Origin of the sequence: Citrobacter sp. Marseille-Q3906, assembly GCF_916618775.1 — a bacterium.
Taxonomy (GTDB): Bacteria; Pseudomonadota; Gammaproteobacteria; order Enterobacterales; family Enterobacteriaceae; genus Citrobacter; species Citrobacter murliniae.
In genome coordinates this window covers 269,636-294,394 of the sequence record NZ_CAKAKA010000003.1, presented here as the reverse complement: position 1 = coordinate 294,394, position 24,759 = coordinate 269,636, and the positions used below count along the sequence as shown (strand labels likewise).

General features: G+C 52.1%; 18 protein-coding genes and 1 riboswitch. Of the genes, 8 read left to right on the top strand and 10 right to left on the bottom strand.

Features of this window, described 5'->3' with window-relative positions; translation table 11 throughout:
* Window positions 1-43 precede the first annotated feature (43 nt).
* From LG384_RS18700 to LG384_RS18690, 3 genes are read right to left on the bottom strand one after another with little or no spacing between them, the layout of a single operon-like run.
* Complete coding sequence (locus LG384_RS18700; RefSeq protein ID WP_045448595.1) at window positions 44-1,168, bottom strand: ABC transporter permease; 1,125 nt, start codon at window positions 1,166-1,168, stop codon at window positions 44-46.
* Window positions 1,168-3,915 carry a ribosome-associated ATPase/putative transporter RbbA gene (gene rbbA, locus LG384_RS18695; RefSeq protein ID WP_225761368.1) on the bottom strand — a complete coding sequence of 916 codons (2,748 nt, stop codon included), beginning with the start codon at window positions 3,913-3,915 and terminating at the stop codon, window positions 1,168-1,170. The genes LG384_RS18700 and rbbA overlap by 1 nt, the downstream gene beginning before the upstream one ends.
* Window positions 3,912-4,979, bottom strand: coding sequence for an HlyD family secretion protein (locus LG384_RS18690; protein ID WP_048222983.1), 1,068 nt, complete (start codon window positions 4,977-4,979; stop codon window positions 3,912-3,914). The genes rbbA and LG384_RS18690 overlap by 4 nt, the downstream gene beginning before the upstream one ends.
* Before the next feature lie 411 nt (window positions 4,980-5,390).
* Window positions 5,391-5,574: riboswitch (M-box (ykoK) riboswitch) on the top strand.
* Window positions 5,575-5,629: 55 nt separating this feature from the next.
* Here LG384_RS18690 and LG384_RS18685 point away from each other — a divergent pair.
* Window positions 5,630-6,643, top strand: coding sequence for a magnesium transporter (locus tag LG384_RS18685; protein ID WP_045448601.1), 1,014 nt, complete (start codon window positions 5,630-5,632; stop codon window positions 6,641-6,643).
* 37 nt (window positions 6,644-6,680) lie between these two features.
* Here the strand turns inward: LG384_RS18685 and LG384_RS18680 are convergent, their stop codons facing one another.
* Window positions 6,681-7,874, bottom strand: a complete 1,194-nt coding sequence (locus tag LG384_RS18680) for an NAD(P)/FAD-dependent oxidoreductase (RefSeq protein WP_045448603.1) — start codon at window positions 7,872-7,874, stop codon at window positions 6,681-6,683.
* A 229-nt stretch (window positions 7,875-8,103) separates the two neighbouring features.
* On the opposite strand from LG384_RS18680, the gene pitA reads away from it, so the two are divergent.
* A complete protein-coding gene (pitA, locus tag LG384_RS18675) occupies window positions 8,104-9,603 on the top strand; it encodes an inorganic phosphate transporter PitA (protein WP_045448605.1) in 1,500 nt (499 codons plus the stop codon).
* Between the two features lie 72 nt (window positions 9,604-9,675).
* On the opposite strand, the gene uspB is transcribed toward pitA, so the two are convergent.
* Entirely contained in the window at window positions 9,676-10,011 is a 336-nt protein-coding gene (uspB, locus tag LG384_RS18670) for a universal stress protein UspB (protein WP_003023371.1), read from the bottom strand.
* Window positions 10,012-10,404: 393 nt separating this feature from the next.
* Between uspB and uspA the strand changes: the two genes are divergently transcribed.
* Window positions 10,405-10,842 (top strand): universal stress protein UspA, encoded by a 438-nt coding sequence (uspA, locus tag LG384_RS18665; protein ID WP_003023368.1) that lies wholly within the window; start codon window positions 10,405-10,407, stop codon window positions 10,840-10,842.
* A gap of 282 nt (window positions 10,843-11,124) precedes the next feature.
* Entirely contained in the window at window positions 11,125-12,597 is a 1,473-nt protein-coding gene (dtpB, locus tag LG384_RS18660; protein WP_045448607.1) for a dipeptide/tripeptide permease DtpB, read from the top strand.
* An 87-nt stretch (window positions 12,598-12,684) separates the two neighbouring features.
* Here the strand turns inward: dtpB and LG384_RS18655 are convergent, their stop codons facing one another.
* A complete protein-coding gene (locus LG384_RS18655) occupies window positions 12,685-13,188 on the bottom strand; it encodes an Rrf2 family transcriptional regulator (protein ID WP_048222991.1) in 504 nt (167 codons plus the stop codon).
* A 230-nt stretch (window positions 13,189-13,418) separates the two neighbouring features.
* On the opposite strand from LG384_RS18655, the gene LG384_RS18650 reads away from it, so the two are divergent.
* Window positions 13,419-14,618: an NAD(P)/FAD-dependent oxidoreductase gene (locus LG384_RS18650; protein ID WP_225761367.1), complete on the top strand. Its 1,200-nt coding sequence runs from the start codon at window positions 13,419-13,421 to the stop codon at window positions 14,616-14,618.
* 50 nt (window positions 14,619-14,668) lie between these two features.
* On the opposite strand, the gene rsmJ is transcribed toward LG384_RS18650, so the two are convergent.
* Both rsmJ and prlC read right to left on the bottom strand, forming a co-directional pair.
* Window positions 14,669-15,430, bottom strand: a complete 762-nt coding sequence (gene rsmJ / locus LG384_RS18645) for a 16S rRNA (guanine(1516)-N(2))-methyltransferase RsmJ (RefSeq protein ID WP_225761366.1) — start codon at window positions 15,428-15,430, stop codon at window positions 14,669-14,671.
* Window positions 15,431-17,473 carry an oligopeptidase A gene (prlC, locus tag LG384_RS18640; RefSeq protein WP_225761365.1) on the bottom strand — a complete coding sequence of 681 codons (2,043 nt, stop codon included), beginning with the start codon at window positions 17,471-17,473 and terminating at the stop codon, window positions 15,431-15,433.
* Between the two features lie 295 nt (window positions 17,474-17,768).
* Here prlC and LG384_RS18635 point away from each other — a divergent pair, with 295 nt between their 5' ends.
* Together LG384_RS18635 and gorA are read left to right on the top strand one after the other, a co-directional pair.
* Window positions 17,769-18,611, top strand: a complete 843-nt coding sequence (locus LG384_RS18635; protein ID WP_045448618.1) for a 23S rRNA (adenine(2030)-N(6))-methyltransferase RlmJ — start codon at window positions 17,769-17,771, stop codon at window positions 18,609-18,611.
* A 104-nt stretch (window positions 18,612-18,715) separates the two neighbouring features.
* Window positions 18,716-20,068 carry a glutathione-disulfide reductase gene (gorA, locus tag LG384_RS18630; protein ID WP_200011338.1) on the top strand — a complete coding sequence of 451 codons (1,353 nt, stop codon included), beginning with the start codon at window positions 18,716-18,718 and terminating at the stop codon, window positions 20,066-20,068.
* Window positions 20,069-20,207: 139 nt separating this feature from the next.
* On the opposite strand, the gene LG384_RS18625 is transcribed toward gorA, so the two are convergent.
* Both LG384_RS18625 and LG384_RS18620 read right to left on the bottom strand, forming a co-directional pair.
* Window positions 20,208-20,765: a hypothetical protein gene (locus LG384_RS18625; RefSeq protein ID WP_136345375.1), complete on the bottom strand. Its 558-nt coding sequence runs from the start codon at window positions 20,763-20,765 to the stop codon at window positions 20,208-20,210.
* 510 nt (window positions 20,766-21,275) lie between these two features.
* Window positions 21,276-22,670, bottom strand: coding sequence for a cytochrome-c peroxidase (locus LG384_RS18620; protein WP_045448622.1), 1,395 nt, complete (start codon window positions 22,668-22,670; stop codon window positions 21,276-21,278).
* A gap of 425 nt (window positions 22,671-23,095) precedes the next feature.
* On the opposite strand from LG384_RS18620, the gene LG384_RS18615 reads away from it, so the two are divergent.
* Window positions 23,096-24,745, top strand: coding sequence for an alpha,alpha-trehalase (locus tag LG384_RS18615; protein WP_225761364.1), 1,650 nt, complete (start codon window positions 23,096-23,098; stop codon window positions 24,743-24,745).
* Window positions 24,746-24,759: the final 14 nt, after the last annotated feature.

Sequence of the window (24,759 nt, the reverse complement as noted above, 5' to 3'; positions counted from 1 at the left end):
GGCGCTTAGCTTGCCCGGCCTACGTCGGTTCTGTTTTCCGGCACTACGCCATTGTGCCAATCGTCTTTCTGAAACGCAGCAGTGCTATCAGGAAGAACGCGCAGCCGATCGCCAGTAACGTCAGGAATTGCGGCCAGACGATGCTGAACCCTGCGCCACGATAGAGTATCGCCTGTGCGAGACTGACAAAGTGGGTGGTCGGCATGGTCAGCATGATATCCTGCACCGCCTGCGGCATGCTTTCGCGCGGCGTAGAACCTCCAGAGAGCATCTGTAATGGCAGCAGCACCAGAATCATCAGCAACCCCAGTTGTGGCATTGAACGCGCCAGCGTGCCCATAAAAATGCCAATGGACGTTGTGGCAAACAGGCTCAGCGCCACGCCGAGCATAAACAATGGTATGGAGCCTTCAATCGGCACGCCGAGAACGCCTTTCACCATCAGCATCAACGACAGGCCAGAAACCACCAACACCACCAGCCCCATCGACCAGATTTTTGCCATCATTATCTCAAACGGCGTCACCGGCATCACCAACAGGTGCTCAATGGTCCCGTGTTCGCGCTCGCGGATCAGCGCCGACCCGGTGAGTACAATCGCCAGCATGGTGATATTGTTGATGATTGCCATTACCGCCCCGAAACGCGCGGGTTCCAGATTCGGGTTGAAGCGCATACGGATCTCCAGCCCGACCGGCGTCATACTGTTATCACGATAACGAGCAACAAAGCTGTTCACCTCACCACTGATAATATTCTGGATATAGCTGTTGCCAGTAAATGCCTGGCTCATACGCGTGGCATCCACATTAACCTGTAGCTCTGGTTGCCGCCCTGCCAGCACATCACGCTGAAAGTTGGGGGGAATATTCACCGCAAAGGTATAACGTCCGGCATCAAGGCCAGCATCCATTTCATCCGCGGTGATCATTTCCGGCGGTAAAAACCATGGGCGATAAAAACTGTTCACGATACGGTTCGACAGTTGTGACTGGTCCATATCGGCAATAGCAATCGGCGCAAGATGCAGAGAACCCGGCAGAACCGTTGCAGAAGAGTAAACCGAAATGGTGAAGGCGAAGACAATCAGTGCCAGCATCGCCTTATCACCCAGCAGGCTGCGCAACTCTTTGACTCCGAGGTTATAAATATTGCGTAATCGGCGCATCACCCCTCCTGTTTTTTCAGCAGCAACACGCTCAGGCCAATCACCACCGGAATAGCGATCACCAGCGGGATAAACAACTGCCAGAGATCCATCAAATCCAGCGCTTTCGAAAACGTGCCGCGCGCAATGGTCAGAAAGTGGCTGGTCGGGTAAATTTCACCGATCCAGCGCCCCGGTCCTTCCAGCGACGCCACCGGATCGATCATCCCGGAAAACTGCGTTGCCGGGATCAGCGTAATAATCGCCGTACCGAAGATGGCCGCAATCTGGCTTTTCATAAACGTGGAGATCAGCAATCCCAGACCGGTAGCGATAGTGACATACAGCAACGCAGCAAGCGTCAGCGTCAAAAAACTCCCCTTATGTGGCACGCCAAAAACAAATACCGATAGCGCACACAACAGCAGAAAGTTCAGCATCCCCAGTACGATGTAAGGCAGTTGTTTACCGAGTAAAAACTCACTGCGGGTAGTGGGCGTGACATACAGGTTGATAATCGACCCCAGCTCTTTCTCGCGCACCACGCTCAGGGCGCTAAGCATCGAAGGGATCATCATCAACAGTAATGGGATCACGGCAGGAACAATCGCAGGCAGGCTCTTCACATCCGGGTTATAGCGATAGCGTGTTTCAATGGTCATCAGTCCGTTCTGCCCGCTGGCGTTTGGTTGACGCGCCATCACGTCTTGTAGCCAGGCCTGGTGCATCGCCTGTACGTAACCCCTCACCGTTTCGGCACGGCTGGGCATCGCGCCATCCACCCAGACACCAAGCTGCACCGGCGTGCCGCGTGCAATGTCACGACCAAAATTAGGTGGAATTTCTATTGCTACCGCCACCTCACCCGAGCGCATCCGTTTGTCCAGTTCGTCATAACTGGTAAGCGGCGGCTGCTCGATAAAATAGCGGGAACCAGACAGATTCAGCGACCAAGCCTGGCTACTGACGGTTTGGTCACGATCGAGCACCGCAAAACGCAGGTTTTCCACATCCATGCTAATGCCGTAGCCCATAATCAACATCAGGATCACCGTACCCATCAATGCCAGTGTTGAGCGGACCGGATCGCGCCGTAGTTCGAGTGCTTCACGGCGGCTGTAACTGAACAGACGCCGCAGGCTAAATCCCTGACGTGGCGGCAAGCTACTCTCATGCTCAACCGGAGCATCTGCTGGCGGTAACTGAGTTTCAGGGGCCGGCCCTGCTGCTTCCTGTAACCAGGAGATAAATGCCTCCTCCAGACTGGCTGCACCACGCTGCTTCACCAGTTCCCGAGGCGTACCACTGGCGAGCACTTTTCCGGCGTGCATCAGCGACATACGGTCGCAGCGCTCCGCCTCATTCATAAAGTGGGTGGATATAAAAATGGTTACTTTATCCTGACGAGACAAATCAACCATCAGTTGCCAGAACATATCCCTGGCCACCGGGTCAACGCCGGAGGTAGGCTCATCAAGAATTAACATTTCCGGGCGATGAATCACCGCCACCGCCAGCGACAGGCGCTGACGTATCCCCAGTGGTAACGCGCCAGGCAGTACATCTTCGACACCGGCCAGCGTAAAGCGCTCACTCATCTCTTTTACGCGCTCAGGGATCTCCGCTTCCGGAATGTGAAAGAGACGTGCGTGTAGTTCCAGGTTTTGCCGCACGGTCAGTTCGCTGTAGAGCGAAAAAGCCTGCGACATATAGCCCACCCGACGACGAGTGTCGATATTCTTCGGATCAACCGCTTGTCCGAACAACCACGCCTCACCCTCACTGGCTGGTAGCAGCCCGGTGAGCATCTTCATAGTGGTGGATTTACCGCAGCCGTTCGAGCCGAGAAAACCAAAGATCTCTCCGCGTGGTATGCGAAAATTAACGTGATCAACGGCAACAAAATTACCGAAGCGCATGGTCAGATCCCGCGCTTCGATGGCTATCTCTTCTTGTTCTGCGTGATAAGGCGGGATCACGACCGGTTTGTGCGCCTGACGCTGGGCTTCAGGTAACAGTGCGATAAACGCCTGCTCCAGCGTGTCGCTGTTGGTTTTTTCGCGCAGGTGCTGTGCACTACCTGTGGCTAATACCTCACCCGCGTTCATCGCTACCAGCCAGTCAAAACGCTCGGCCTCTTCCATATAGGCAGTCGCGACCAGCACGCTCATGTTGGTCTGACGCTGGCGAATGCTGTTAATCAACTCCCAAAACTGGGCGCGGGAGAGCGGATCCACCCCGGTGGTAGGTTCATCAAGGATTAATAATTCCGGGTCATGGATCAACGCACAGCACAACCCCAGCTTTTGTTTCATCCCACCCGAGAGTTTCCCGGCAGGACGATCGCGAAACGGCGCCAGACCTGTGCTATCCAGCAGCTCTGTTATTCGCGCCTCGCGCTCTGCTTTATCATGGCCAAACAGGCGTGCGAAAAAATCGACGTTCTCATACACCGACAGCGTGTGGTACAAGTTTTTCCCCAACCCCTGAGGCATCCAGGCTATGCGCGGGCAGACATCGCGGCGGTGCTTCGGGTCACGCATGTCGCCGCCCAGCACCATCACGTTGCCGCGTTCAATAACCCGAGCGCCGGAGATGAGGGACAGTAAGCTCGACTTACCCACACCGTCCGGGCCAATCAACCCCACCATGCAGCGGGCGGGGATATCCAGCGTGATATTGTTCAGCGCTACCGTTGCCCCGTAATGCTGACTCACGCCGTCAAGGTGCGCCACGGGAGGAACGGGAACCAGCGCCAGTTGCGTCATTGCGGTAACCTCACCACCAGATCATCCGGCCAGGCACGACTTTCATCAAGACGTACCCAGGCCATGCCCGGCAGCCCGGTTTTGACGTATTCCAGATGCTGCTGTAACAGCTCCGGTGGGATGCGGGCTTTTACACGAAACATGAGTTTCAGCCGTTCATCGCTGGTTTCGACCGTTTTTGGCGTAAATTGCGCCACGCTGGCAACAAAGCTGATGGTTGCCGGAATACGCAGATCGGGCGCGGCATCCAGTACCAGACGCGCTTCACCACCAATTTTTAGCAGACCAGCCTGTTCAGTAGGCAGGAAAAACGTCATGTAGACATCGCTGAGATCGACCATATTCAGCACCCGCCCACCGGCTGAAAGCACTTCACCCGGTTCAGCTACGCGGTACTGCACGCGACCATCGCGCGGAGCCTTAAGCTCGCTATCATCGATATCTGCCGCAATCCGTCGTTCGGTTGCCTGCGCAGCTTCAACACGAGTTTGCGCCTGAATAATGCTGGTGCGGGCTGCTTCAATAGCCGCTTTCGCCGCAGAGACCTGTGCCTTTGATGATTCCAGCGCAGCCCGCGCGCTTTCGGCAGCGGCACGATCGTCATCCAGTTGTTGCTCAGACACCGCTCCACGTTGTGAAAGCGAACGGGAACGAATATGACGTTTAGAGACCGACTGCAGTTCCGCCTCGCGCTGCTTTACTACCGACTGCGCGGCGCGCATTTCACTTTGCCGCTGTTCCAGCAACGCGCGCGCCGCCGCAACGGCACTTTCTGCCTCTTTGATTTGCGCGACCGCTTCCAGCCGCTGCTCGTGTAGCACGCGGGTATCCATTTTCGCCAGCACCTCGCCCTGGCGAACGAACTGCCCTTCCGACACGAGGATCGTGTCAATACGCCCGGCAATCTTAGTGGCTATATCTACTTCGGTAGCTTCAATTCTGCCATTACTGGCAGCAAATCCTTCCGGTACTCCCGCCGGACGTAGCATCCACCATACTATCGCGGCGGCCACCACCAGGAGGCCTGCCCCCCACCACACCAGATGACGCTTAATTTTATCCATATTCGACCCGCTATAATCCCTGTTACCAAACGATGCGTGTCACAAAGACCACTGAACAGCTATTCAGCGGGAGATTCCATCCGGGATGAGAAGGAATGAAAAGTAAAGGCCAGACGGTGGGCAGGCGTCACGACAACGCTCACCGCAAAGGAAGTGAATGACGAAGATGCTGTGAAATCGGGTAGTAATGTTGTCATCATCAGCGTTCCTGGCCGGAAATGAAACACGCATACTCATAACTGCTATCTATTGAATACTAACACCTGGATTCGATATGTCTATTCGGTTGTAGTTTCCAGTTCTGCTCTACCGCGCTCCGACTCAGAAAATATTCCGTATATCAACGATTGATAAACAAACGTAACTATAAACATAATCAATAATTAGACATCCCTATAATAGCGGCTCATTTACCGATCTCGTTATGGCGAGGCTCCTGCACAAATATAAGTTACCGCCCTGCTGGTATCGAGAGAGACCACTCAGGGAAATACAGGCATCCATCGAATCAAGGTGTTGCCAAGGTAACTTCTGACGATCTCACCATCGGACAGATACGTTGTTCAGTGCTAAAACCAGGACGTAGGGATCTGCCTGTGCTAATCCTGTCTTGTTCGCCCCTATGAGAGCTTTTTATAGGGAATTACACCATGTCATCTATGCAACTCTGCGCCGCCCATCTTCCTGAGCCGGATTTTAATGGCGATGCCATCGCGCAATATATGCGTACCGATTTTATTACCCTGCCGGATCATCTCAGCGTGAACGGCGCCCGCGAATACTTTGTCTCACAGCTCACGACGGATGATATTCCTGGTCAGGTTTTTGTGGTTGCAGGGAAAGCGCTACGCGGGGTGTTATCCGTCAAGCGCCTGCTGCAGGAAAAAGATACGTCGCTGAACATCAACCATATTATGGACAGCTGTCTGTTCCATGTTAAGCCTGATGATGAACGGGCAATGGTCGTTGCCGAGCTAGCCGAGCGTGAACTCGATCTGGTTGCTGTAGTTGAGAAAGGCGATCTGGTCGGCTGTCTGATGGAAAAAGAGATAGCCCATCTACAGGAGGATGATGTTACCGAAGACGTACAGCTTCAGGGAGCGACACTGCCGCTGGAGAAACCCTATCTGGAAATTAGTCCGTGGACATTGTGGAAAAAACGTTCGGTCTGGCTCCTGCTGCTGTTTGTCGCGGAAGCCTACACAAGTAGTGTAATTCAGCACTTCGAAGAGGCGCTGGAATCAGCGATCGCGCTGGCCTTTTTTATTCCGTTGCTAATTGGTACCGGCGGAAACAGCGGTACACAGATCACTTCGACGCTGGTACGTTCAATGGCGCTGGGAGAAGTGCGGCTACGGGATATGGGCCGGGTGATCCGCAAAGAGGTTTCAACTTCCTTGCTGATCGCCCTGACGCTAGGTCTGGCAGGCTGCATACGCGCCTGGATGATGGGCATCGGCATGGAAATCACACTGATCGTCAGCCTGACACTGGTCTGCATTACGCTGTGGAGCGCCGTGGTGTCATCAGTGATCCCAATGTTGCTCAAGCGTATTGGCATTGACCCGGCCGTCGTATCCGCGCCGTTTATCGCCACGCTTATCGACGGTACCGGGTTGATTATCTACTTTAAAATTGCCCAGTATTTTCTTGGCCTGAACTAATATAGCGCCCGGTAACTCAGGTTATCGGGCATCACATTCACGCAGACGCCAAATCCTGCGCACACGCCCAGGCGCTCGACCATGCCCACTGGAAGTTATACCCGCCCAGCCAACCAGTGACGTCCATCACTTCACCGATAAAATAGAGACCTGGTACTTTACGCGCTTCCATCGTACGTGATGACAGCTCATTGGTATCCACGCCGCCCAGCGTGACTTCCGCCGTGCGATACCCTTCTGTGCCGTTTGGCTGCACGCGCCATTCGGTCAGGGTTTCCACCAGTGCCTGCTGATCGCGCACGTTAAGCTGTTTCAGCGTCACATCCGGAAGTTGCCCTAACTGCTGCAAACACTCCACCAGACGTTTGGGCAACTGCATCGCCAGTGTGTTCTTCAGGCTCTGATTAGGGTGTGCGCTACGCTGTTCGTCGAGGAAAGCCTCAAGGTCTACATCGGGCAACAAATTAATGCTGACAAATTCACCTGGCTGCCAGAAACTGGAAATCTGTAAAACCGCCGGACCTGAAAGGCCACGGTGCGTAAAGAGCAGGTTTTCACGAAACACAGTGCCGTCTTCAGCGGTGATAACGGAAGGTACAGACACGCCAGAGAGCACCTGAAGCTGCTCCAATAGCGGCTTGTGCAGCGTAAAAGGCACCAAACCTGCACGCGTCGGCAGCACGTTCAGACCGAACTGTTCAGCAATTTTATAACCAAACGGCGAAGCGCCAAGACCCGGCATGGATAGCCCTCCGCTCGCAATAACCAGCTTTTTCGCACTGACCGTCATGCCGTTCAGCAAAATCTGGAAGCCGTCATCATCACGCGCTACGCTCAGGACTTCGCTACGTAACCGCATTGTAACGTTACCTTTTTCGCATTCTGTCACCAGCATATCGACAATTTGCTGAGCAGAGTCGTCGCAGAACAACTGACCGAGCGTTTTTTCATGCCAGGCAATGCCGTGTTTGCCGACCAGATCGATAAAATCCCACTGCGTATAGCGAGCCAGCGCTGATTTGCAAAAATGCGGGTTTTGACTCAAATAAGCCGCCGGCTCCACATAAAGATTGGTAAAGTTACAGCGCCCCCCGCCAGACATGAGGATCTTGCGCCCAGGCTTTTTACCATTATCAATCAGCAGTACGCGACTACCTGCTTGTCCTGCCTGCGCGGCACAGAACATACCCGCTGCGCCAGCGCCTATAATAACGGTATCAAACCTTTCCACGTTGCGATCCTCTCTAAAAAGCGGGCGTGAATTGTAAAGATTCCTCAGTGGTCGCACCAGCACCAAACTATCAATAATAGGTATTTATCTGAATTCTATAGGATAATTCTTTAGTGGTGTAAAACAAAGCAGGAGATATATCAAAAAAACTCTATATTTCACTTTGCCCGCGCCGCCAAAGTCACTGATAATGCGCCGCGTTCATGTCCTCAAAATGGCGTAACGTCCTATGCTACATTTGTTTGCTGGCCTGGATTTACATACCGGGCTTTTACTATTGCTTGCTCTGGCTTTTGTGCTGTTCTACGAAGCAATTAACGGCTTCCATGACACAGCAAATGCTGTCGCAACCGTGATCTATACCCGTGCAATGCGTTCGCAATTGGCGGTTATCATGGCTGCGGTATTCAACTTCTTTGGTGTTTTGCTGGGTGGTCTCAGCGTAGCTTATGCCATCGTGCATATGCTGCCAACGGATCTGCTGCTCAACATGGGTTCCTCACATGGCCTCGCCATGGTGTTCTCTATGCTACTGGCGGCAATTATCTGGAACCTCGGTACCTGGTACTTTGGTTTGCCAGCATCCAGCTCCCACACGCTGATTGGCGCGATCATCGGTATTGGTTTAACCAATGCGCTGATGAACGGCACTTCGGTGGTGGACGCACTTAACATCCCGAAAGTTATCGGTATCTTTGCCTCGCTTATCGTCTCGCCGATTGTCGGTCTGGTGGTTGCAGGCGGCCTCATTTTCATTCTGCGTCGTTACTGGAGCGGTACTAAAAAACGTGCCCGTATCCACCTGACGCCAGCGGAACGTGAAAAGAAAGACGGTAAGAAAAAACCACCTTTCTGGACGCGTATCGCACTGATCCTCTCTGCTATCGGCGTGGCGTTCTCTCATGGCGCGAACGACGGACAGAAAGGCATTGGTCTGGTGATGTTGGTACTGATTGGCGTAGCGCCTGCAGGTTTCGTAGTGAATATGAACGCCTCCGGTTACGAAATTACTCGTACCCGCGATGCTATCAATAACGTCGAAACCTTCTTCCAGCAGCGTCCTGATCTGCTGAAGCAAGCCACTGGCGTAGATCAGCTCATTCCGTCGCCGGAAGCTGGCGTGCCAACGCAAGCTAACGAGTTCCATTGCCACCCGGCAAATACCATCAACGCGCTTGAGCGTGCAAAAGGTATGCTGGCGAATCTGGAAACTTACGACAAGTTAAGCGTTGAGCAGCGCGGACAACTGCGCCGCATTATGCTGTGCATCTCCGATACCACCGATAAAGTGGTTAAGCTGCCTGGCGTAAGCGCTGACGACCAGCGTCTGCTGAAGAAACTGAAAACCGACATGCTGAGCACCATCGAGTATGCGCCTATCTGGATCATTATGGCCGTTGCTCTGGCTCTGGGCTGCGGTACGATGATTGGCTGGCGTCGTGTGGCGACCACTATCGGTGAGAAAATTGGTAAGAAAGGCATGACCTATGCTCAGGGGATGTCGGCGCAGATGACCGCCGCTGTCTCTATCGGTCTCGCCAGTTATACCGGTATGCCTGTTTCCACCACCCACGTTCTCTCCTCTTCTGTTGCGGGCACGATGGTTGTTGACGGTGGCGGCTTACAGCGTAAAACAGTGACCAGCATTCTGATGGCCTGGGTCTTTACCCTGCCTGCGGCGATTATTCTTTCTGGGGTGCTGTACTGGCTCTCCCTGAAGCTTATCTAAGCGAATGCACAGTAAAAAAGCGGGCCAGGAAACTGACCCGCTTTTTTTATATCTGCCGTAGAGTGACGTGGCTTAGTGCCAGATTATCAACGCAACCATACTGATTAATACCAGGCCGCATAACGCGCTGGTGAGAATGAACTGACCGCGAACCCGCTCACAGCGGCGTATAAATTCATCATCATGATGATCACGGTAGCGCTGCGCGTAGATATACCACACCAGCCGCATCTGCTTATTGGGTTGCCCATGCGAGGTAAAAAAGCCGCCTCCATCTACATACTGGTAGAGCAATGGATCGCAACCACGAAGTACGACTAACAGTGCGCGCAGCGAAGAAAAATAGCGCGCCATATTAACAATGCAAACGACACATAAAGCCCAGAATAATGCAATGGTGCTTATCATATCCCCTCCCCGGCGACCCGCCCACGGAACTCCTCTCCGGGGCTACCGCTACCCGATACCCTGCCAAACCATTCAGTGAAGAGTGCTACCGAAACCGCTCGTGTTTGTATCTCGTATCCGAACGCCTCTCTAGATAGTGTAGGAGATTAGTTAATTTTTTTGCCAGAAGGTTAATCACTATCAATGCAATTAGCTGAAAAATTTGTTTAACTAATTGGCAATCAAGGCGGATTGACGGATTATCCCGGTCGCTATAATGTAAGGATAGTCCTTAAATGGTACGTCTTTACGACTGGGCTAGCCCCGCGCACAACGTTCGCAGGACGCGGATGACGCGGCGGCAAATGAACGCCAGAAGGCTAGTCATCGACAACTTATGGAAGGAGTAACACTATGGCTTATAAACACATTCTTATCGCGGTTGATCTTTCTCCGGAAAGTAAAGTTCTGGTTGAAAAAGCGGTCTCTATGGCGCGGCCTTACAATGCAAAAGTCTCCCTTATCCACGTTGACGTAAACTATTCCGATCTGTACACCGGGTTAATCGACGTGAATCTGGGTGATATGCAGAAACGTATTTCTGAAGAAACTCATCACGCGTTAACCGAGCTGTCCACCAATGCTGGCTACCCTATCACCGAAACCCTGAGCGGTAGCGGCGACCTGGGTCAGGTTCTGGTTGATGCCATTAAAAAATACGACATGGACCTGGTCGTTTGTGGTCATCACCAGGATTTCTGGAGCAAGCTGATGTCCTCCGCACGTCAACTGATCAACACCGTTCACGTCGACATGTTGATTGTTCCGCTGCGTGACGATGAAGAAGCATAAAATGCTTGCCGCCGGGAAGTAACCCGGCCTGCTGCAAACATTTACGCCTGTAAGCGCCCGCCTCTGCGGGCGTTTTTGTTTTTATCCCTTCGGCACTTATCAGTACATCAACCCAACAAATAAATCATAATTAGTGTGATCAACTGATTGGATCGAAAACTATCTCTATAATAATCTACTCTCGCGGCTAATCTCCGCAGTCTATAACAAAATAAGACTTTTTCGGCGCGTTTTAGCATACGCGTTCATACTTTTCGGGATGGCTTTGAAAGGCGAAGGAATATGAATACAAGTGCACCTACGGGCTTGCTGCAGCAACCTCGTCCGTTCTTCATGATCTTTTTTGTAGAATTATGGGAACGATTTGGCTATTACGGCGTTCAGGGCATCCTGGCGGTTTTTTTTGTTAAGCAACTCGGGTTCTCCCAGGAACAGGCGTTTATCACCTTCGGTGCGTTTGCCGCATTGGTGTATGGCCTAATCTCCATTGGCGGCTATGTCGGCGACCACCTGTTAGGGACAAAACGCACGCTGGTTCTCGGTGCTATTGTGCTGGCAATTGGCTACTTCATGACCGGGATGTCACTACTCAAACCCGATCTGATCTTTATCGCGCTGGGTACTATTGCCGTAGGCAACGGGCTGTTTAAAGCTAATCCGGCAAGTTTGCTGTCAAAATGCTATCCCCCAAAAGATGCCCGACTGGACGGCGCCTTCACCCTGTTTTATATGTCGATTAACATCGGTTCGTTGCTGTCGCTGTCGCTGGCACCGGTAATTGCCGATAAGTTTGGTTACGCCGTTACCTATAACCTGTGTGGTGCCGGACTTATCGTCGCGCTGCTGGTCTACTTTGCCTGCCGCGGGATGGTGAAAGACATTGGTTCTGAGCCAGACCATAAGCCGCTGGTATTCCGCAACCTGCTCTATGTGCTGGCCGGTACAGTGGTAATGGTGTTTATCTGCGCGTGGCTGATGCACAACGTTAAAATCGCTAACCTGGTACTGATCGTTCTGTCGATTGTTGTGACTATTATCTTCTTCCGCCAGGCATTCAAACTGGATAAAACCGGACGCAACAAGATGTTTGTGGCCTTTATTCTGATGTTGGAAGCGGTGGTGTTCTACGTTCTGTATGCGCAGATGCCGACGTCACTGAACTTCTTTGCCATCAATAACGTACACCACGAAATCCTGGGATTCGCCATCAACCCGGTTAGCTTCCAGGCGCTGAACCCGTTCTGGGTCGTTCTTGCCAGCCCGGTACTGGCAGCGATTTATACCCGTCTGGGTAACAAAGGCAAAGACCTGACCATGCCGATGAAGTTTACTCTCGGTATGTTCTTGTGCTCACTGGGATTCCTGACCGCCGCCGCCGCCGGCATGTGGTTTGCTGATGCACAGGGCCTGACATCGCCGTGGTTTATCGTACTGGTGTACCTGTTCCAGAGCCTGGGTGAGTTGCTGATTAGCGCCCTGGGACTGGCAATGGTCGCCGCACTGGTGCCGCAACATCTGATGGGCTTTATTCTTGGGATGTGGTTCCTGACGCAGGCAGCAGCCTTCCTGATGGGGGGTTACGTTGCGACGTTCACCGCAGTACCGGAAAACATCACCGACCCGTTACAGACATTACCTATCTACACCAACGTGTTCAGTAATATCGGTCTGGTAACGCTGGCAGTCACAGTGGTGATGGCGATTATGGTGCCGTGGTTGAACCGGATGATTAATACGCCAAGCACCGAACAATAATACTCAGTGCCGGATGGCGGCTATCGCTTGATCCGGCCTGTATTCAACATGCCCGATACACCTTTCGCTATCGGGCATTTCCAACCGTTATCCTTTGCGCGCATCAATCCACTCCTGCACTTCAATGACAAAAGTGTCCGGCGCTTTGCGGTACATCTTGCGGGCCAAATCCAGAATTGTGTGCTGGCCGAGCGCTTCTTCCATCCGCTGCTGAGCCATATCCATCACTGAACGCACACCGCAGATCCCTTCACATGCCCACTCTGGCGGTTGCTCGTCAAATACCGCCAGTCTTTGGCGTATTTCACGGCATTCAAAAATGCGCTTATCGCCATCAATCGCGTTTACCACATCCAGCACCGTAATATGTTCAGCTGGTTTGGCGAGCTGAAAACCGCCGCCCTTACCCTCGATACTGCGCACCAGGCCCGCTTTCGACAGGCGGGTAAATATCTTGGCCAGATAGTCATACGGCACACTTTGCAATTCAGCAATTTCCCGAACGCTCATATCCCGCGCGTCGCCTCTACTGTCGACCATACACATCAGGCTATGAATGCCGTACTCAACCCCGGAACTGTAGAATGCCATTATCTTATCTCAGCCAAAATCAATCTGAGTTATTGTAGCTTTTTCAACTGAATCTTGCCATAGACCGCGTACACACGCGCTGAAACTAAAAAATAAATAATATAAATATCAAATAAATAGTTGCATTTAAGTACCTTGTTCCCTTCATATTTTGCAAATCGCATTGCATTTAATAACTACGACCAATAAAATCCGAGTAAATAAATCGTGATGACCAGTGAGAAAACCGAATGCGTAAACAAATTCTGATCGTAGGCGCCGGCTTTGCCGGTATGTGGGCAGCGCTGAGTGCCGCGCGCCTGGCAGATAAACACCAGCAATCCATTGATATAACAGTTATTGCACCCCAGCCAGAGCTGCGTGTTCGCCCCCGTTTTTATGAAAACAACGTCCAGACGCTGGTCGCACCTCTGCAACCGCTGTTTGACGTAACTGGCGTAAAATTCCTCAGCGGCACAGTATCTCAGTTGCTTGTGCAATCAAAAGAGGTGAGCTGGACAGATGCGGCTGGCAACACGCAACTGCTCGGCTACGACCGATTGATTCTGGCAAGTGGCAGCCAGGTAAACCGTTCAATGGTCGCTGGAGCGGCTCAGCACGCTTTTGACCTCGACCAGCTGGAAAGCGCAGCCGTACTGGAGCAACACCTGAATGATCTGGCACATCAGCCAGAAAGTGAGGCACGCAATACCGTAGTAGTGTGCGGTGGCGGTTTTACCGGCATCGAAATGGCGCTGGAGTTACCTGGCCGTCTGCGAGAAATTCTTGGTGCCGATGCTAAGACCAGAGTTGTCGTAGTTGAACGAGGCGCACAACCAGGCGCACGCTGGAGCAAAGCGTTGCGCGATGTGATTGCTGAAGCCTCCGCTGAGCTGGGTGTAGAGTGGCTGGTAAATGCAGAGGTCGAAAGTGTGGATGCTTCTGGTGTCACACTGAAAGACGGGCAAACTATCGGTTCACACACCGTTATCTGGACGGTCGGTGTGCAGGCAAACGGTTTGACGGCGCAAATTGACGCCCCGCGCGATCGCCAGGGTCGTCTGCACGTAAATGCAAATTTGCAGGTGGTGGGACATGACGATATTTATGCCACTGGCGATGTGGCGTACGCCGCCACCGATGACAAAGGCAATCATGCCTTAATGACCTGTCAGCATGCCATTCTGCTGGGCAAATTTGCCGGTAACAATGCCGCAGCAAGCCTGCTCGACGTGACGCCGCTGCCGTACCGCCAGGAAAACTACGTCACCTGCCTGGATCTTGGCGCATGGGGTGCGGTGTATACCGAAGGTTGGGATCAGCAAGTGAAACTGACCCGCGCAGAGGCGAAGAAGTTAAAACTGTCGATCGTCAGCGAGCTGATTTATCCGCCGAAGGCTGATAAAGCGGTCGCGTTTGAGATTGCCGATCCGCTGGCACCGTTTGTGTAATCGGAATTGCCGGATGCGGCTAACAACCTTATCCGGCCTCTACACGCTACTTAACCATGAATTGACGGCGTTCCGGCGTAAATATCAAACCGGTGTCCTTTGGTCACCACTGCGTTGGGAGTTGCGACATCTGCAAGCGGTGGGGCGTAATCCGGGCGCTTCACCACCACGCGTTTGGTGGCAAGCTGGCGAGCAGGCTCCAGCAGGCCATCAGCGTCTAAATCCGGGCCCACCAGCGACTGAAACACGCGCATCTCTTTTTTGACCAGCGCGCTTTTCTGCTTATGCGGGAACATCGGGTCAAGATACACCACCTGCGGACGTGGAGCGATATCGGTTAGCGCCGTCAGACTGGATGCGTGGATCAACTGCAACCGTTCCTGCAGCCATGGACCAATCTCGGCATCGGCATAGCCACGCGTTAGACCATCGTCGAGCAGCGCCGCAACAACCGGATTGCGCTCCAGCATCCGCACACGACAGCCAACAGATGCCAGCACAAAAGCATCACGTCCCAGCCCCGCCGTGGCATCCACCACATCCGGCAAATAATCACCTTTAATGCCGACCGCCTTTGCCACCGCTTCGCCGCGTCCCCCGCCAAATTTGCGCCGATGGGCCATCGCCCCACCGACAAAATCCACGAAGATGCCGCCAAGTTTTGGCTCATCACGTTTGCGCAGCTCCAGATGCGACGTCGTCATCACCAGCGCCATCAGATTGTCTTCATCCTGCTCCAGTCCCCAGCGGGTAGCCAGAACAGATAAGGCGCCGTTTCCGGCGCCCGTCTCATCAATTAAGCAGATCTTCACTTACGCTTTAATACCATAGTGTTCAAGCATCGCATCCAGCTCCGGCTCGCGGCCACGGAAGCGTTTGAACAGCTCCATCGGTTCTTCAGAGCCGCCACGAGTCAGAATATTATCGAGGAACGACTGACCGGTTTCACGGTTGAAGATCCCCTCCTCTTCAAAACGAGAGAAAGCATCTGCTGCCAGTACGTCTGCCCACAGATAGCTGTAGTAGCCCGCCGCATAACCACCCGCGAAAATATGACTGAAGGCGTGCGGGAAACGACCCCAGGCAGGCCCCGGAACAACGGCAACCTGCTTTTTGATCTCTGCCAAGGTTTCGAGAATTTTCGCCCCTTGCTGCGGATTAAACTCGGCGTGCAGGCGGAAATCGAACAAACCGAACTCCAGTTGGCGCAGAATGAACAACGCCGCCTGGTAGTTTTTCGCCGCCAGCATTTTATCCAGCAGCTCTTTCGGCAGCGGTTCGCCGGTTTCATAATGGCCGGAGATAAACGCCAGCGCTTCCGGCTCCCAACACCAGTTTTCCATAAACTGGCTCGGCAGTTCGACCGCATCCCACGGCACACCGTTAATACCGGAAACACCCGCAGTTTCGATGCGGGTCAGCATATGGTGCAAGCCGTGACCGAACTCGTGGAACAGGGTAATCACTTCATCGTGAGTAAACAGCGCCGGTTTGCCATTAACCGGACGGTTGAAGTTACAGGTCAGGTAAGCGACCGGTTTTTGCAGCGTGCCGTCGGTTTTACGCATCTGGCCAACGCAGTCGTCCATCCACGCCCCGCCACGTTTGTTTTCTCGCGCGTAGAGATCAAGATAGAAGCTGCCGCGTAGCTCATTGTTTTCGTCATACAGTTCGAAGAAGCGCACTTCCGGATGCCAGACATCGACGTCTGAGCGCTCTTTAGCGGTAATGCCGTAAATGCGCTTAACCACCTCGAACAGGCCGTTAACGGCTTTGTTTTCCGGGAAGTACGGGCGCAGTTGCTCATCGCTGATGCTGTAAAGGTGCTGCTTCTGCTTCTCGCTGTAGTACGCGATATCCCACGGTTGCAGCACCTCAACGCCAAATTCAGCTTTGGCAAAAGCACGCAACTGGGCCAGCTCTTTTTCACCCTGGGGACGCGCGCGTTTCGCGAGATCTGTCAGGAAGTCGAGCACCTGCTGCGGGTTTTCCGCCATTTTGGTGGCGAGTGATTTATAGGCGTAGCTGTCAAAACCCAACAGTTGAGCCAACTCGTGACGCAACGCGAGGATCTCTTCCATGATCGGGCTGTTGTCCCATTTACCCGCATTTGGCCCCTGGTCAGAAGCGCGGGTTACATAGGCGCGGTACATCTCTTCGCGCAACCCCTGGTTGTCACAGTAGGTCATCACCGGCAGGTAGCTCGGGATATCCAGCGTCAGCAAATATCCTTCCTGCTCTTTGGCTTCTGCCTGCGCTTTCGCGGCAGCCAGCGCACTTTCAGGCATTCCTGCCAGTGCTGTTTCGTCGGTAACAAGTTTCGTCCAGCCCATGGTGGCGTCGAGAACGTTGTTGCTGTACTGGTTGCCCAACTCAGACAGACGCGTGGCTATTTCGCCATAACGCTGCTGTTTTTCCTTCGGTAAACCGATACCAGAAAGCTCGAAATCACGCAGCGCGTTATCGACAGCTTTTTTCTGTGCAGTATTCAGAGAGGCGTAATGAGCGCCATCTCGCAAATCACGGTACGCTTTGTACAGACCTTCGTGTTGCCCAACCCAGGTGCTGTATTCGGACAACAGTGGTAGCGTCTGTTCGTAGGCTTCACGCAGTTCCGGGCTGTTTTTCACCGAGTTCAGATGGCTTACCGGAGAGAAGATACGCCCCAGTACATCGTCCACTTCCGCCAGTTTTTGGCAGAGATTTTCCCAGGTGTACGGTGCACCCTGCGCAACCACTCGCTCAACGTTTTCACGGCAATCATTCAGTGCCTTAGTCACTGCAGGCACAACATGCTCAGGCTGAATTTTGGAAAACGGCGGCAGTTCGAAGGGCGTCAGTAATGGATTTGTCATATGCACAGTCCTGGTTAAAAAAAGGAAACGAAACGCTCAGGCGTTTTCGCGGGATGACGACGCCAAAGCATCTTATCCGACCTACAGGTATCACCATTTGTAGACCGGATAAGGCGTCAGCCGCCTTCCGGCGCGTAATACTCAGTAGAATGGGGTTAAGTGTAGAGGATTTCAATGCCGGGCGTGGCGGAAAAACGCCCGCTGGCGCTTAGCGATCGGGCCTGCGGGTAATCTGTACCGTTCTACTGTAAACTGTGGCAAATCGTTTATTATATTACCTGGAATACGTTTACCCATGCTCAGTTATCGCCATAGCTATCACGCTGGCAACCACGCCGACGTCCTTAAACACACGGTTCAGAGTCTGATTATCGAGTCACTCAAAGAGAAAGAAAAACCGTTTCTCTATCTGGACACCCATGCTGGCGCTGGCCGTTATCAGCTGAGCGGTGAACATGCCGAGCGTACCGGCGAGTATCTGGAAGGCATCGCCCGTATCTGGCAACAGGACTCCCTCCCGGCTGAACTCGAACCCTATATTTCCGTCGTGCAACATTTCAACCGTAGCGGTCAGTTGCGCTATTACCCAGGATCTCCGCTGATTGCCCGCCAGTTGCTGCGCGAACAAGACAGCCTGCAATTAACTGAACTGCACCCGAGTGATTTTCCGCTGCTGCGCTCCGAATTCCAGAAAGACGAGCGTGCCCGCGTAGCCAAAGCTGACGGCTACCAGCAGTTAAAGGCAAAATTACCGCCGGTTTCCCGTCGCGGGTTGATCCTTATCGATCCACCGTACGAAATTAAAACCGACTATCAGGCCGTGGTTACCGGCATCAATGAAGGCTATAAGCGTTTCGCAACCGGCACCTATGCACTGTGGTATCCAGTGGTCCTGCGCCAGCAAATCAAGCGTATGGTGCACGATCTGGAAGCCACCGGCATCCGCCGCATCCTGCAGATTGAACTGGCGGTTCTCCCGGACAGCGATCGGCGCGGTATGACGGCTTCCGGCATGATTGTGATTAACCCGCCGTGGAAGCTGGAGCAGCAGATGAACAGCGTGCTACCGTGGCTGCACAGCAAACTGGTTCCGGCAGGAACCGGGCATACTTCGGTAAGCTGGATCGTGCCGGAGTAATCGCAGCCATCGGTGGAACCTTTCGATTTCAGGTATACAATCGCGAATATTTTGGCGGATGGCGAAACGCTTCTCCGCCCTACAATGAACATGAAGGAGCGGTCATGACCAAACACTATGATTACATCGCTATCGGCGGCGGCAGCGGCGGAATTGCCTCCATTAACCGCGCGGCAATGTACGGCCAAAAATGCGCATTGATTGAAGCCAAAGAACTGGGCGGCACCTGCGTCAACGTTGGCTGTGTACCGAAGAAAGTGATGTGGCATGCTGCTCAAATCCGGGAAGCGATCCATATGTATGGCCCGGACTACGGTTTCGATACCACCATCAACAAATTCGACTGGGACAAACTGATCGCCAGCCGCACCGCTTATATCGACCGTATTCACACCTCTTACGACAACGTGCTGGGTAAAAATAACGTTGATGTGATCAAAGGCTTCGCCCGCTTCGTTGATGCTAAAACCATTGAAGTAAACGGTGAAACCATCACTGCCGACCATATTTTGATTGCAACCGGTGGTCGCCCGAGCCACCCGAATATTCCCGGTGTGGAATACGGCATTGATTCAGATGGCTTCTTTGAACTGCCAGCCCTGCCGAAGCGCGTTGCGGTTGTCGGTGCGGGTTACATCGCCGTTGAGCTGGCTGGCGTAATTAACGGCCTGGGTGCAGAAACACACCTGTTCGTGCGTAAACATGCGCCGTTGCGCAGTTTTGACCCGATGATTGTTGAAACCTTGGTTGAAGTGATGAACGCCGAAGGCCCGACTCTGCATACGCATGCCATCCCGAAAGCAGTGGTTAAAAACGCAGACGGCAGCCTGACCCTGGAGCTAGAAGATGGTCGCAGCGAAACTGTGGATTGTCTGATTTGGGCAATCGGTCGCGAACCGGCAACCGATAATTTAAACCTGGCGGCAACGGGCGTGAAAACCAATGAAAAAGGTTATATCGTCGTTGATAAATTCCAGAATACTAACGTAAAAGGCATTTACGCTGTCGGTGATAACACGGGTGCCGTTGAACTGACACCTGTTGCCGTTGCCGCAGGTCGCCGTCTGTCCGAACGTCTGTTTAACAACAAACCGGACGAACATCTGGACTACAGCAACATCCCGACCGTGGTCTTCAGCCACCCGCCGATTGGTACTGTAGGCTTGACCGAACAGCAGGCTCGCGAACAGCATGGCGATGACCAGGTAAAAGTGTATAAATCATCGTTTACCGCGATGTACACCGCGGTGACAACTCATCGTCAGCCGTGCCGTATGAAGCTGGTTTGTGTAGGGCCGGAAGAGAAGATTGTCGGTATCCACGGCATCGGCTTTGGTATGGATGAAATGTTGCAGGGCTTCGCGGTCGCACTGAAAATGGGCGCAACCAAGAAAGACTTCGACAATACCGTTGCAATACACCCGACCGCAGCGGAAGAGTTTGTCACGATGCGTTAATATTGAAAACGCAGCTATACATGTTCTCAGCTCTGGAAAACTGGTTGTAAAAGGCCAGTTTTCCTTACTGAATAGTGTGTATATGTAAGCCCCCAGAATCATTGGGCCATTCACATTTGAAAGATCCATTCTCTATCAGTCATGACAAGGCGATATGACTGGCCGCAATGTATTCTGAAAGAAATAAAGTGTGAATGCTTACGTTCTCGATGCCTACAGTTTTAATAAGAGCCCGGTGATGACTGTGAGCGGCCTGGTGTGAAATACTGCGTGCTCTTACCCAGCGCATATAACGCTCCAGCCCCGCCGCAGCCATGCTCATACGCGCACGACCTGACAGCGTAGTATTTTCCGGGCAACTCCTGCTGAAATATCTGGCAACCTGCGCCGATCGCTCACGAAAACTTTTCGCTGATATTCTGGCGGGCCAGAAACAGGGCAACAATTTCGTTCCACTGCGGTAACGCAAACCGGGCAGAAAAAAAATAAGGTTGCAGTTCGTCTGCTTCAAATAACAGCACAGACGGCGATGCAACACCCTGTTCCGGACGAAAATATAGCAATCGCCACTATTGATCCCTGGGTTCTGATTTAGCAGTTCCTCAGGAGAAACAATGATTGCTTGCTGATGCTTTATTAACGCAGCAGCACCAAGCGCGAAATACTGATTATCTGAAATAATATATACAGCCTTCATTTTGAACATCCTATAAAAAAGCCGTCAACTACAGACTTGAGAACTATTTCGCAACTACCGTAATCTGGTAACGATAAAAAATTATAAGTAATAAAAATGAAACGCTTTTATATATTACAGGATATCTTCCACCCCAAATATAAGCTATATAATAATCAGGTCATGGTATAAAAAGACAACAAATAACAATTTATAAACAAATACATATAATCCGACGTAGCGGTATTTTTTCTTATTTCTGTACGTCTTCATCGTTTAAAATAAGTGTTACAAATAATTCGGGGCCGAGAGTATTGAAGATGAACCGAAAAATATACAGTTTTATTGATGTATGAGATGGTAGGCTTGTTGAAGTGTCGTCGAGTTGGCAGTCGCCAGAAATGAATTCGTTCCCCTACTGACCGTCGAATAGTAACAGTGACATGCGTCGGCGTTACGCTTACCAGGCCTAAAAGTCACGGCAATCAGTAGGCCGGATAGGGCATCAGCCGCCATCCGGCATTGTATTGATTACTTACTCTGCATATACGGCGTATAAACCCCGTTAAGGCTTTCAAGGAACGCAACGATATCGTCGATATCTTCCTGCGGGAGTTCTTTGCCAACCTGATAGCGCAGCATCAGTTTGACAGCACCGTCGAGCGTTGGAACATCACCCCGGTGGAAATAAGGTGCCGTCAGTGCAACGTTACGCAATCCCGGTACTTTCTGGCGCAGTTTGTCACGTAATTCATTGGTAACATTCATACGGCCAATATCAGCGGCTGTCACTTCACCGAAATTAAAGTCCTTTTTCAAACCCAATGGTTCAAATGAACGTCCACCCAGAATAATACCGCCATGACAGGTCGCGCACTTATTATCCTTAAACAACTGATAACCATGCTTTTGCTGGGCAGTTAACGCCGCTTCATCACCGCGTAACCACTTATCGAACGGCGAATTTGGCGTAATCAGCGTTTTCTCAAACTCAGCAATGGCATCGGTAATATTATCGCCGCTGAATCCCTGGGGGTAGACCGCGGTAAACTCTTGTTTCAGTAGCGGATCTTTATCCAGTTTCTGGATAATTTCATCCCAGGATTTCGATGCCATTTCAATCGGGTTCAACGGTGGACCGCCCGCCTGAGCCTGCAATGTCGGCGCACGACCATCCCAGAATTGTTCAACGTTAAAGACCGAGTTAAATACCGTCGGCGCATTAATAGGACCGACTGCACCACCCACACCAATTGACGTTTTTCTGCCATCCACGCCGCCCGCATTCAGGGCATGGCAGTGGGCACAAGAGATCGTACTGTCTCCGGATATACGCGGATCATGATAAAGCGTAAATCCAAGGGCCACTTTTTGGGCGTCAGTCGGGATGCTTTCCGGTATCGGCTGAACAGGTTCATTACGATGTTGAGGTGCGGTATCACGACTGGCGTAGTACTGCTCACGTTGTTTCGCGATCCAGCCAAGGATCTCTTCGCGCTCCGCATCACTCACCTTACCGGCCCAGTGCAGCGCGGTGTAGCGCGTCGGCGGCATGGTGTCATACTGCATTACCCATTCGATTTTATTCAGATCGCTTTGAGAGACAGGTTTATCCGCGACCAGCGCAGCACGAACAGCTTCAAGATTGAAAGATTTATATCCCAGTTGGATGTCGTAATTCATCAACTGTTTAGCGACAGGAAAAGAAGAATAAAAAGGCAATTCTGCCGAAGGCGTGTGGCAATAATCGCATCCTTTTTCGCGTAAAAAACCTAAAACTTTATTATTGGCTTCCAGTGTAGAGGCCTGAACATCAGCCTGTTTACTTCGTTGATTATCGTGGTACCACACATAACCGGATAATCCAAAATAACCGATCACGATGCCTGCTATAGCAATCGCGGTAAGACGGGTAATGATTTTCATTATTTTACCCTCACCGTTGTGAGTTATTGTGACCCAGAAAATTAAAATAATTAATGCGCAGTCTTTGTCAGACCTGACCATCATAGGAAATGAGGGGGATATTATTTTGATAAGTATCAATCAATTACATGGAGCAGAACTATCAATAGAATAGCCTGTGCCTATTATAAGCAGGAGCCACTACGTATTTCTGTTCACATATCGTTGCAATCGAATGTTCCGAAAATGAAATATATCCATTTTCGCATAATTAAAAATTACCCATTGTTATCATTGAGATACATTTATTCATTGATTCCTGAAAACCATAAAAGTGTGATTGAGCGCACGCTTTATCCATCAAATACCGAAGCGAATGTCTACGCTTAACAGACAGCCGGGCAATAGCCTTACCCTTTCCACATCCACCGGAGGTCTTTCTCATTATGCTCAACCAGAAACTATCCCACGCCCCTTCAGAAGAACTCACGATCGATGTCGATCTGCTTTATGAAATGGATCCGTGCGAGTTAAAGCTGGATGAAATGATTGAGGCAGAGCCCGAGCCAGAGATGATTGAAGGGCTACCCGCCTCTGATGCCCTGACGCCAGCCGATCGCTACCTTGAACTGTTTGAGCACGTCCAGTCGTCAAAACTGTTTGCCGACAGTAAAACATTCCCCGACTGCGCGCCCAAAATGGATCCGCTGGATATTCTTATCCGCTATCGCAAAGTCAGACGACATCGTGACTTTGATCTGAAACGCTTCGTCGAGAACCATTTCTGGCTACCGGAAACGCCCTCCAGTGAATACGTTTCCGACCCGGATAGCTCGCTGAAAGAGCATATCGACCAACTGTGGCCAGTACTAACGCGCGAGCCGCAGGATCACATTCCCTGGTCTTCGCTGCTGGCGTTGCCACAGTCGTATATTGTACCAGGCGGACGGTTTAGCGAAACCTACTATTGGGACTCCTACTTCACCATGCTGGGCCTGGCGGAGAGCGGCCGGGAAGATCTTCTGAAGTGTATGGCGGATAACTTTGCCTGTTTGATTAAAAACTATGGCCACATCCCAAACGGTAATCGCACTTACTATCTGAGTCGCTCTCAACCGCCGGTATTTGCGCTGATGGTGGAATTGTTTGAAGAGGATGGCGTGCGCGGTGCGCGTCGTTACCTGGATCACCTAAAAATGGAGTATGCGTTCTGGATGGATGGTGCCGACTCCCTGGTACTAAACCAGGCCTACCGCCACGTCATCAGAATGCCGGACGGTTCATTGCTCAACCGTTACTGGGACGATCGCGATACTCCTCGCGATGAATCCTGGCTCGAAGACGTAGAGACCGCCAAACATTCAGGTCGTCCCCCCAATGAGGTCTACCGAGATCTGCGTGCTGGCGCTGCCTCCGGTTGGGATTACTCCTCACGCTGGCTTCGCGATGCAGGTCGCCTTGCCAGTATACGCACCACCCAGTTCATCCCTATTGACCTGAACGCATTCCTGTACAAGCTGGAAAGTACCATTGCCAATATTTCCGCGCTAAAAGGCGATCGAGAAACCGAAGCGTTGTTCCGACAGAAAGCGGGTGACCGCCGTACCGCCGTGAACCGCTATTTGTGGGACGATGAAAATGGCTGTTATCGTGATTACGACTGGCGCCGCGAACAAATGGCTCTCTTTTCTGCAGCCAGTATTGTGCCACTGTATGTAGGTATGGCGACCCATGAGCAAGCCGACCGACTCGCCAACGCAGTACGTAGCCGCCTGCTAACACCCGGTGGAATTATGGCGACGGAATATGAAACTGGCGAGCAGTGGGATAAACCTAATGGCTGGGCGCCGTTGCAGTGGATGGCAATTCAGGGGTTCAAACTGTATGGTGATGACCACCTGGGGGATGAAATCGCCCGCAACTGGCTGAAAACAGTTAATATTTTTTACCAGGAGCATCACAAACTCATCGAGAAATACCACATCGCGGACGGCACGCCGCGAGAAGGCGGCGGCGGGGAATATCCGTTACAGGATGGCTTTGGCTGGACCAATGGTGTGGTCCGTCGCTTAATCGGCCTGTATGGGGAACCATAGTCGCCTGACTGCCT

What these genes read in the sequence shown, in the direction of transcription:
- pitA (WP_045448605.1), top strand. Translation starts at nt 8,104, where the DNA reads ATGCTACATTTGTTTGCTGGCCTGGATTTACATACCGGGCTTTTACTA.
- LG384_RS18615 (WP_225761364.1), top strand. Translation starts at nt 23,096, where the DNA reads ATGCTCAACCAGAAACTATCCCACGCCCCTTCAGAAGAACTCACGATC.
- LG384_RS18685 (WP_045448601.1), top strand. Translation starts at nt 5,630, where the DNA reads ATGTCATCTATGCAACTCTGCGCCGCCCATCTTCCTGAGCCGGATTTT.
- LG384_RS18655 (WP_048222991.1), bottom strand. Translation starts at nt 13,188, where the DNA reads ATGGCATTCTACAGTTCCGGGGTTGAGTACGGCATTCATAGCCTGATG.
- LG384_RS18650 (WP_225761367.1), top strand. Translation starts at nt 13,419, where the DNA reads ATGCGTAAACAAATTCTGATCGTAGGCGCCGGCTTTGCCGGTATGTGG.
- uspA (WP_003023368.1), top strand. Translation starts at nt 10,405, where the DNA reads ATGGCTTATAAACACATTCTTATCGCGGTTGATCTTTCTCCGGAAAGT.
- uspB (WP_003023371.1), bottom strand. Translation starts at nt 10,011, where the DNA reads ATGATAAGCACCATTGCATTATTCTGGGCTTTATGTGTCGTTTGCATT.
- LG384_RS18690 (WP_048222983.1), bottom strand. Translation starts at nt 4,979, where the DNA reads ATGGATAAAATTAAGCGTCATCTGGTGTGGTGGGGGGCAGGCCTCCTG.
- LG384_RS18700 (WP_045448595.1), bottom strand. Translation starts at nt 1,168, where the DNA reads ATGCGCCGATTACGCAATATTTATAACCTCGGAGTCAAAGAGTTGCGC.
- LG384_RS18635 (WP_045448618.1), top strand. Translation starts at nt 17,769, where the DNA reads ATGCTCAGTTATCGCCATAGCTATCACGCTGGCAACCACGCCGACGTC.
- LG384_RS18625 (WP_136345375.1), bottom strand. Translation starts at nt 20,765, where the DNA reads ATGAAGGCTGTATATATTATTTCAGATAATCAGTATTTCGCGCTTGGT.
- prlC (WP_225761365.1), bottom strand. Translation starts at nt 17,473, where the DNA reads ATGACAAATCCATTACTGACGCCCTTCGAACTGCCGCCGTTTTCCAAA.
- gorA (WP_200011338.1), top strand. Translation starts at nt 18,716, where the DNA reads ATGACCAAACACTATGATTACATCGCTATCGGCGGCGGCAGCGGCGGA.
- rbbA (WP_225761368.1), bottom strand. Translation starts at nt 3,915, where the DNA reads ATGACGCAACTGGCGCTGGTTCCCGTTCCTCCCGTGGCGCACCTTGAC.
- LG384_RS18620 (WP_045448622.1), bottom strand. Translation starts at nt 22,670, where the DNA reads ATGAAAATCATTACCCGTCTTACCGCGATTGCTATAGCAGGCATCGTG.
- dtpB (WP_045448607.1), top strand. Translation starts at nt 11,125, where the DNA reads ATGAATACAAGTGCACCTACGGGCTTGCTGCAGCAACCTCGTCCGTTC.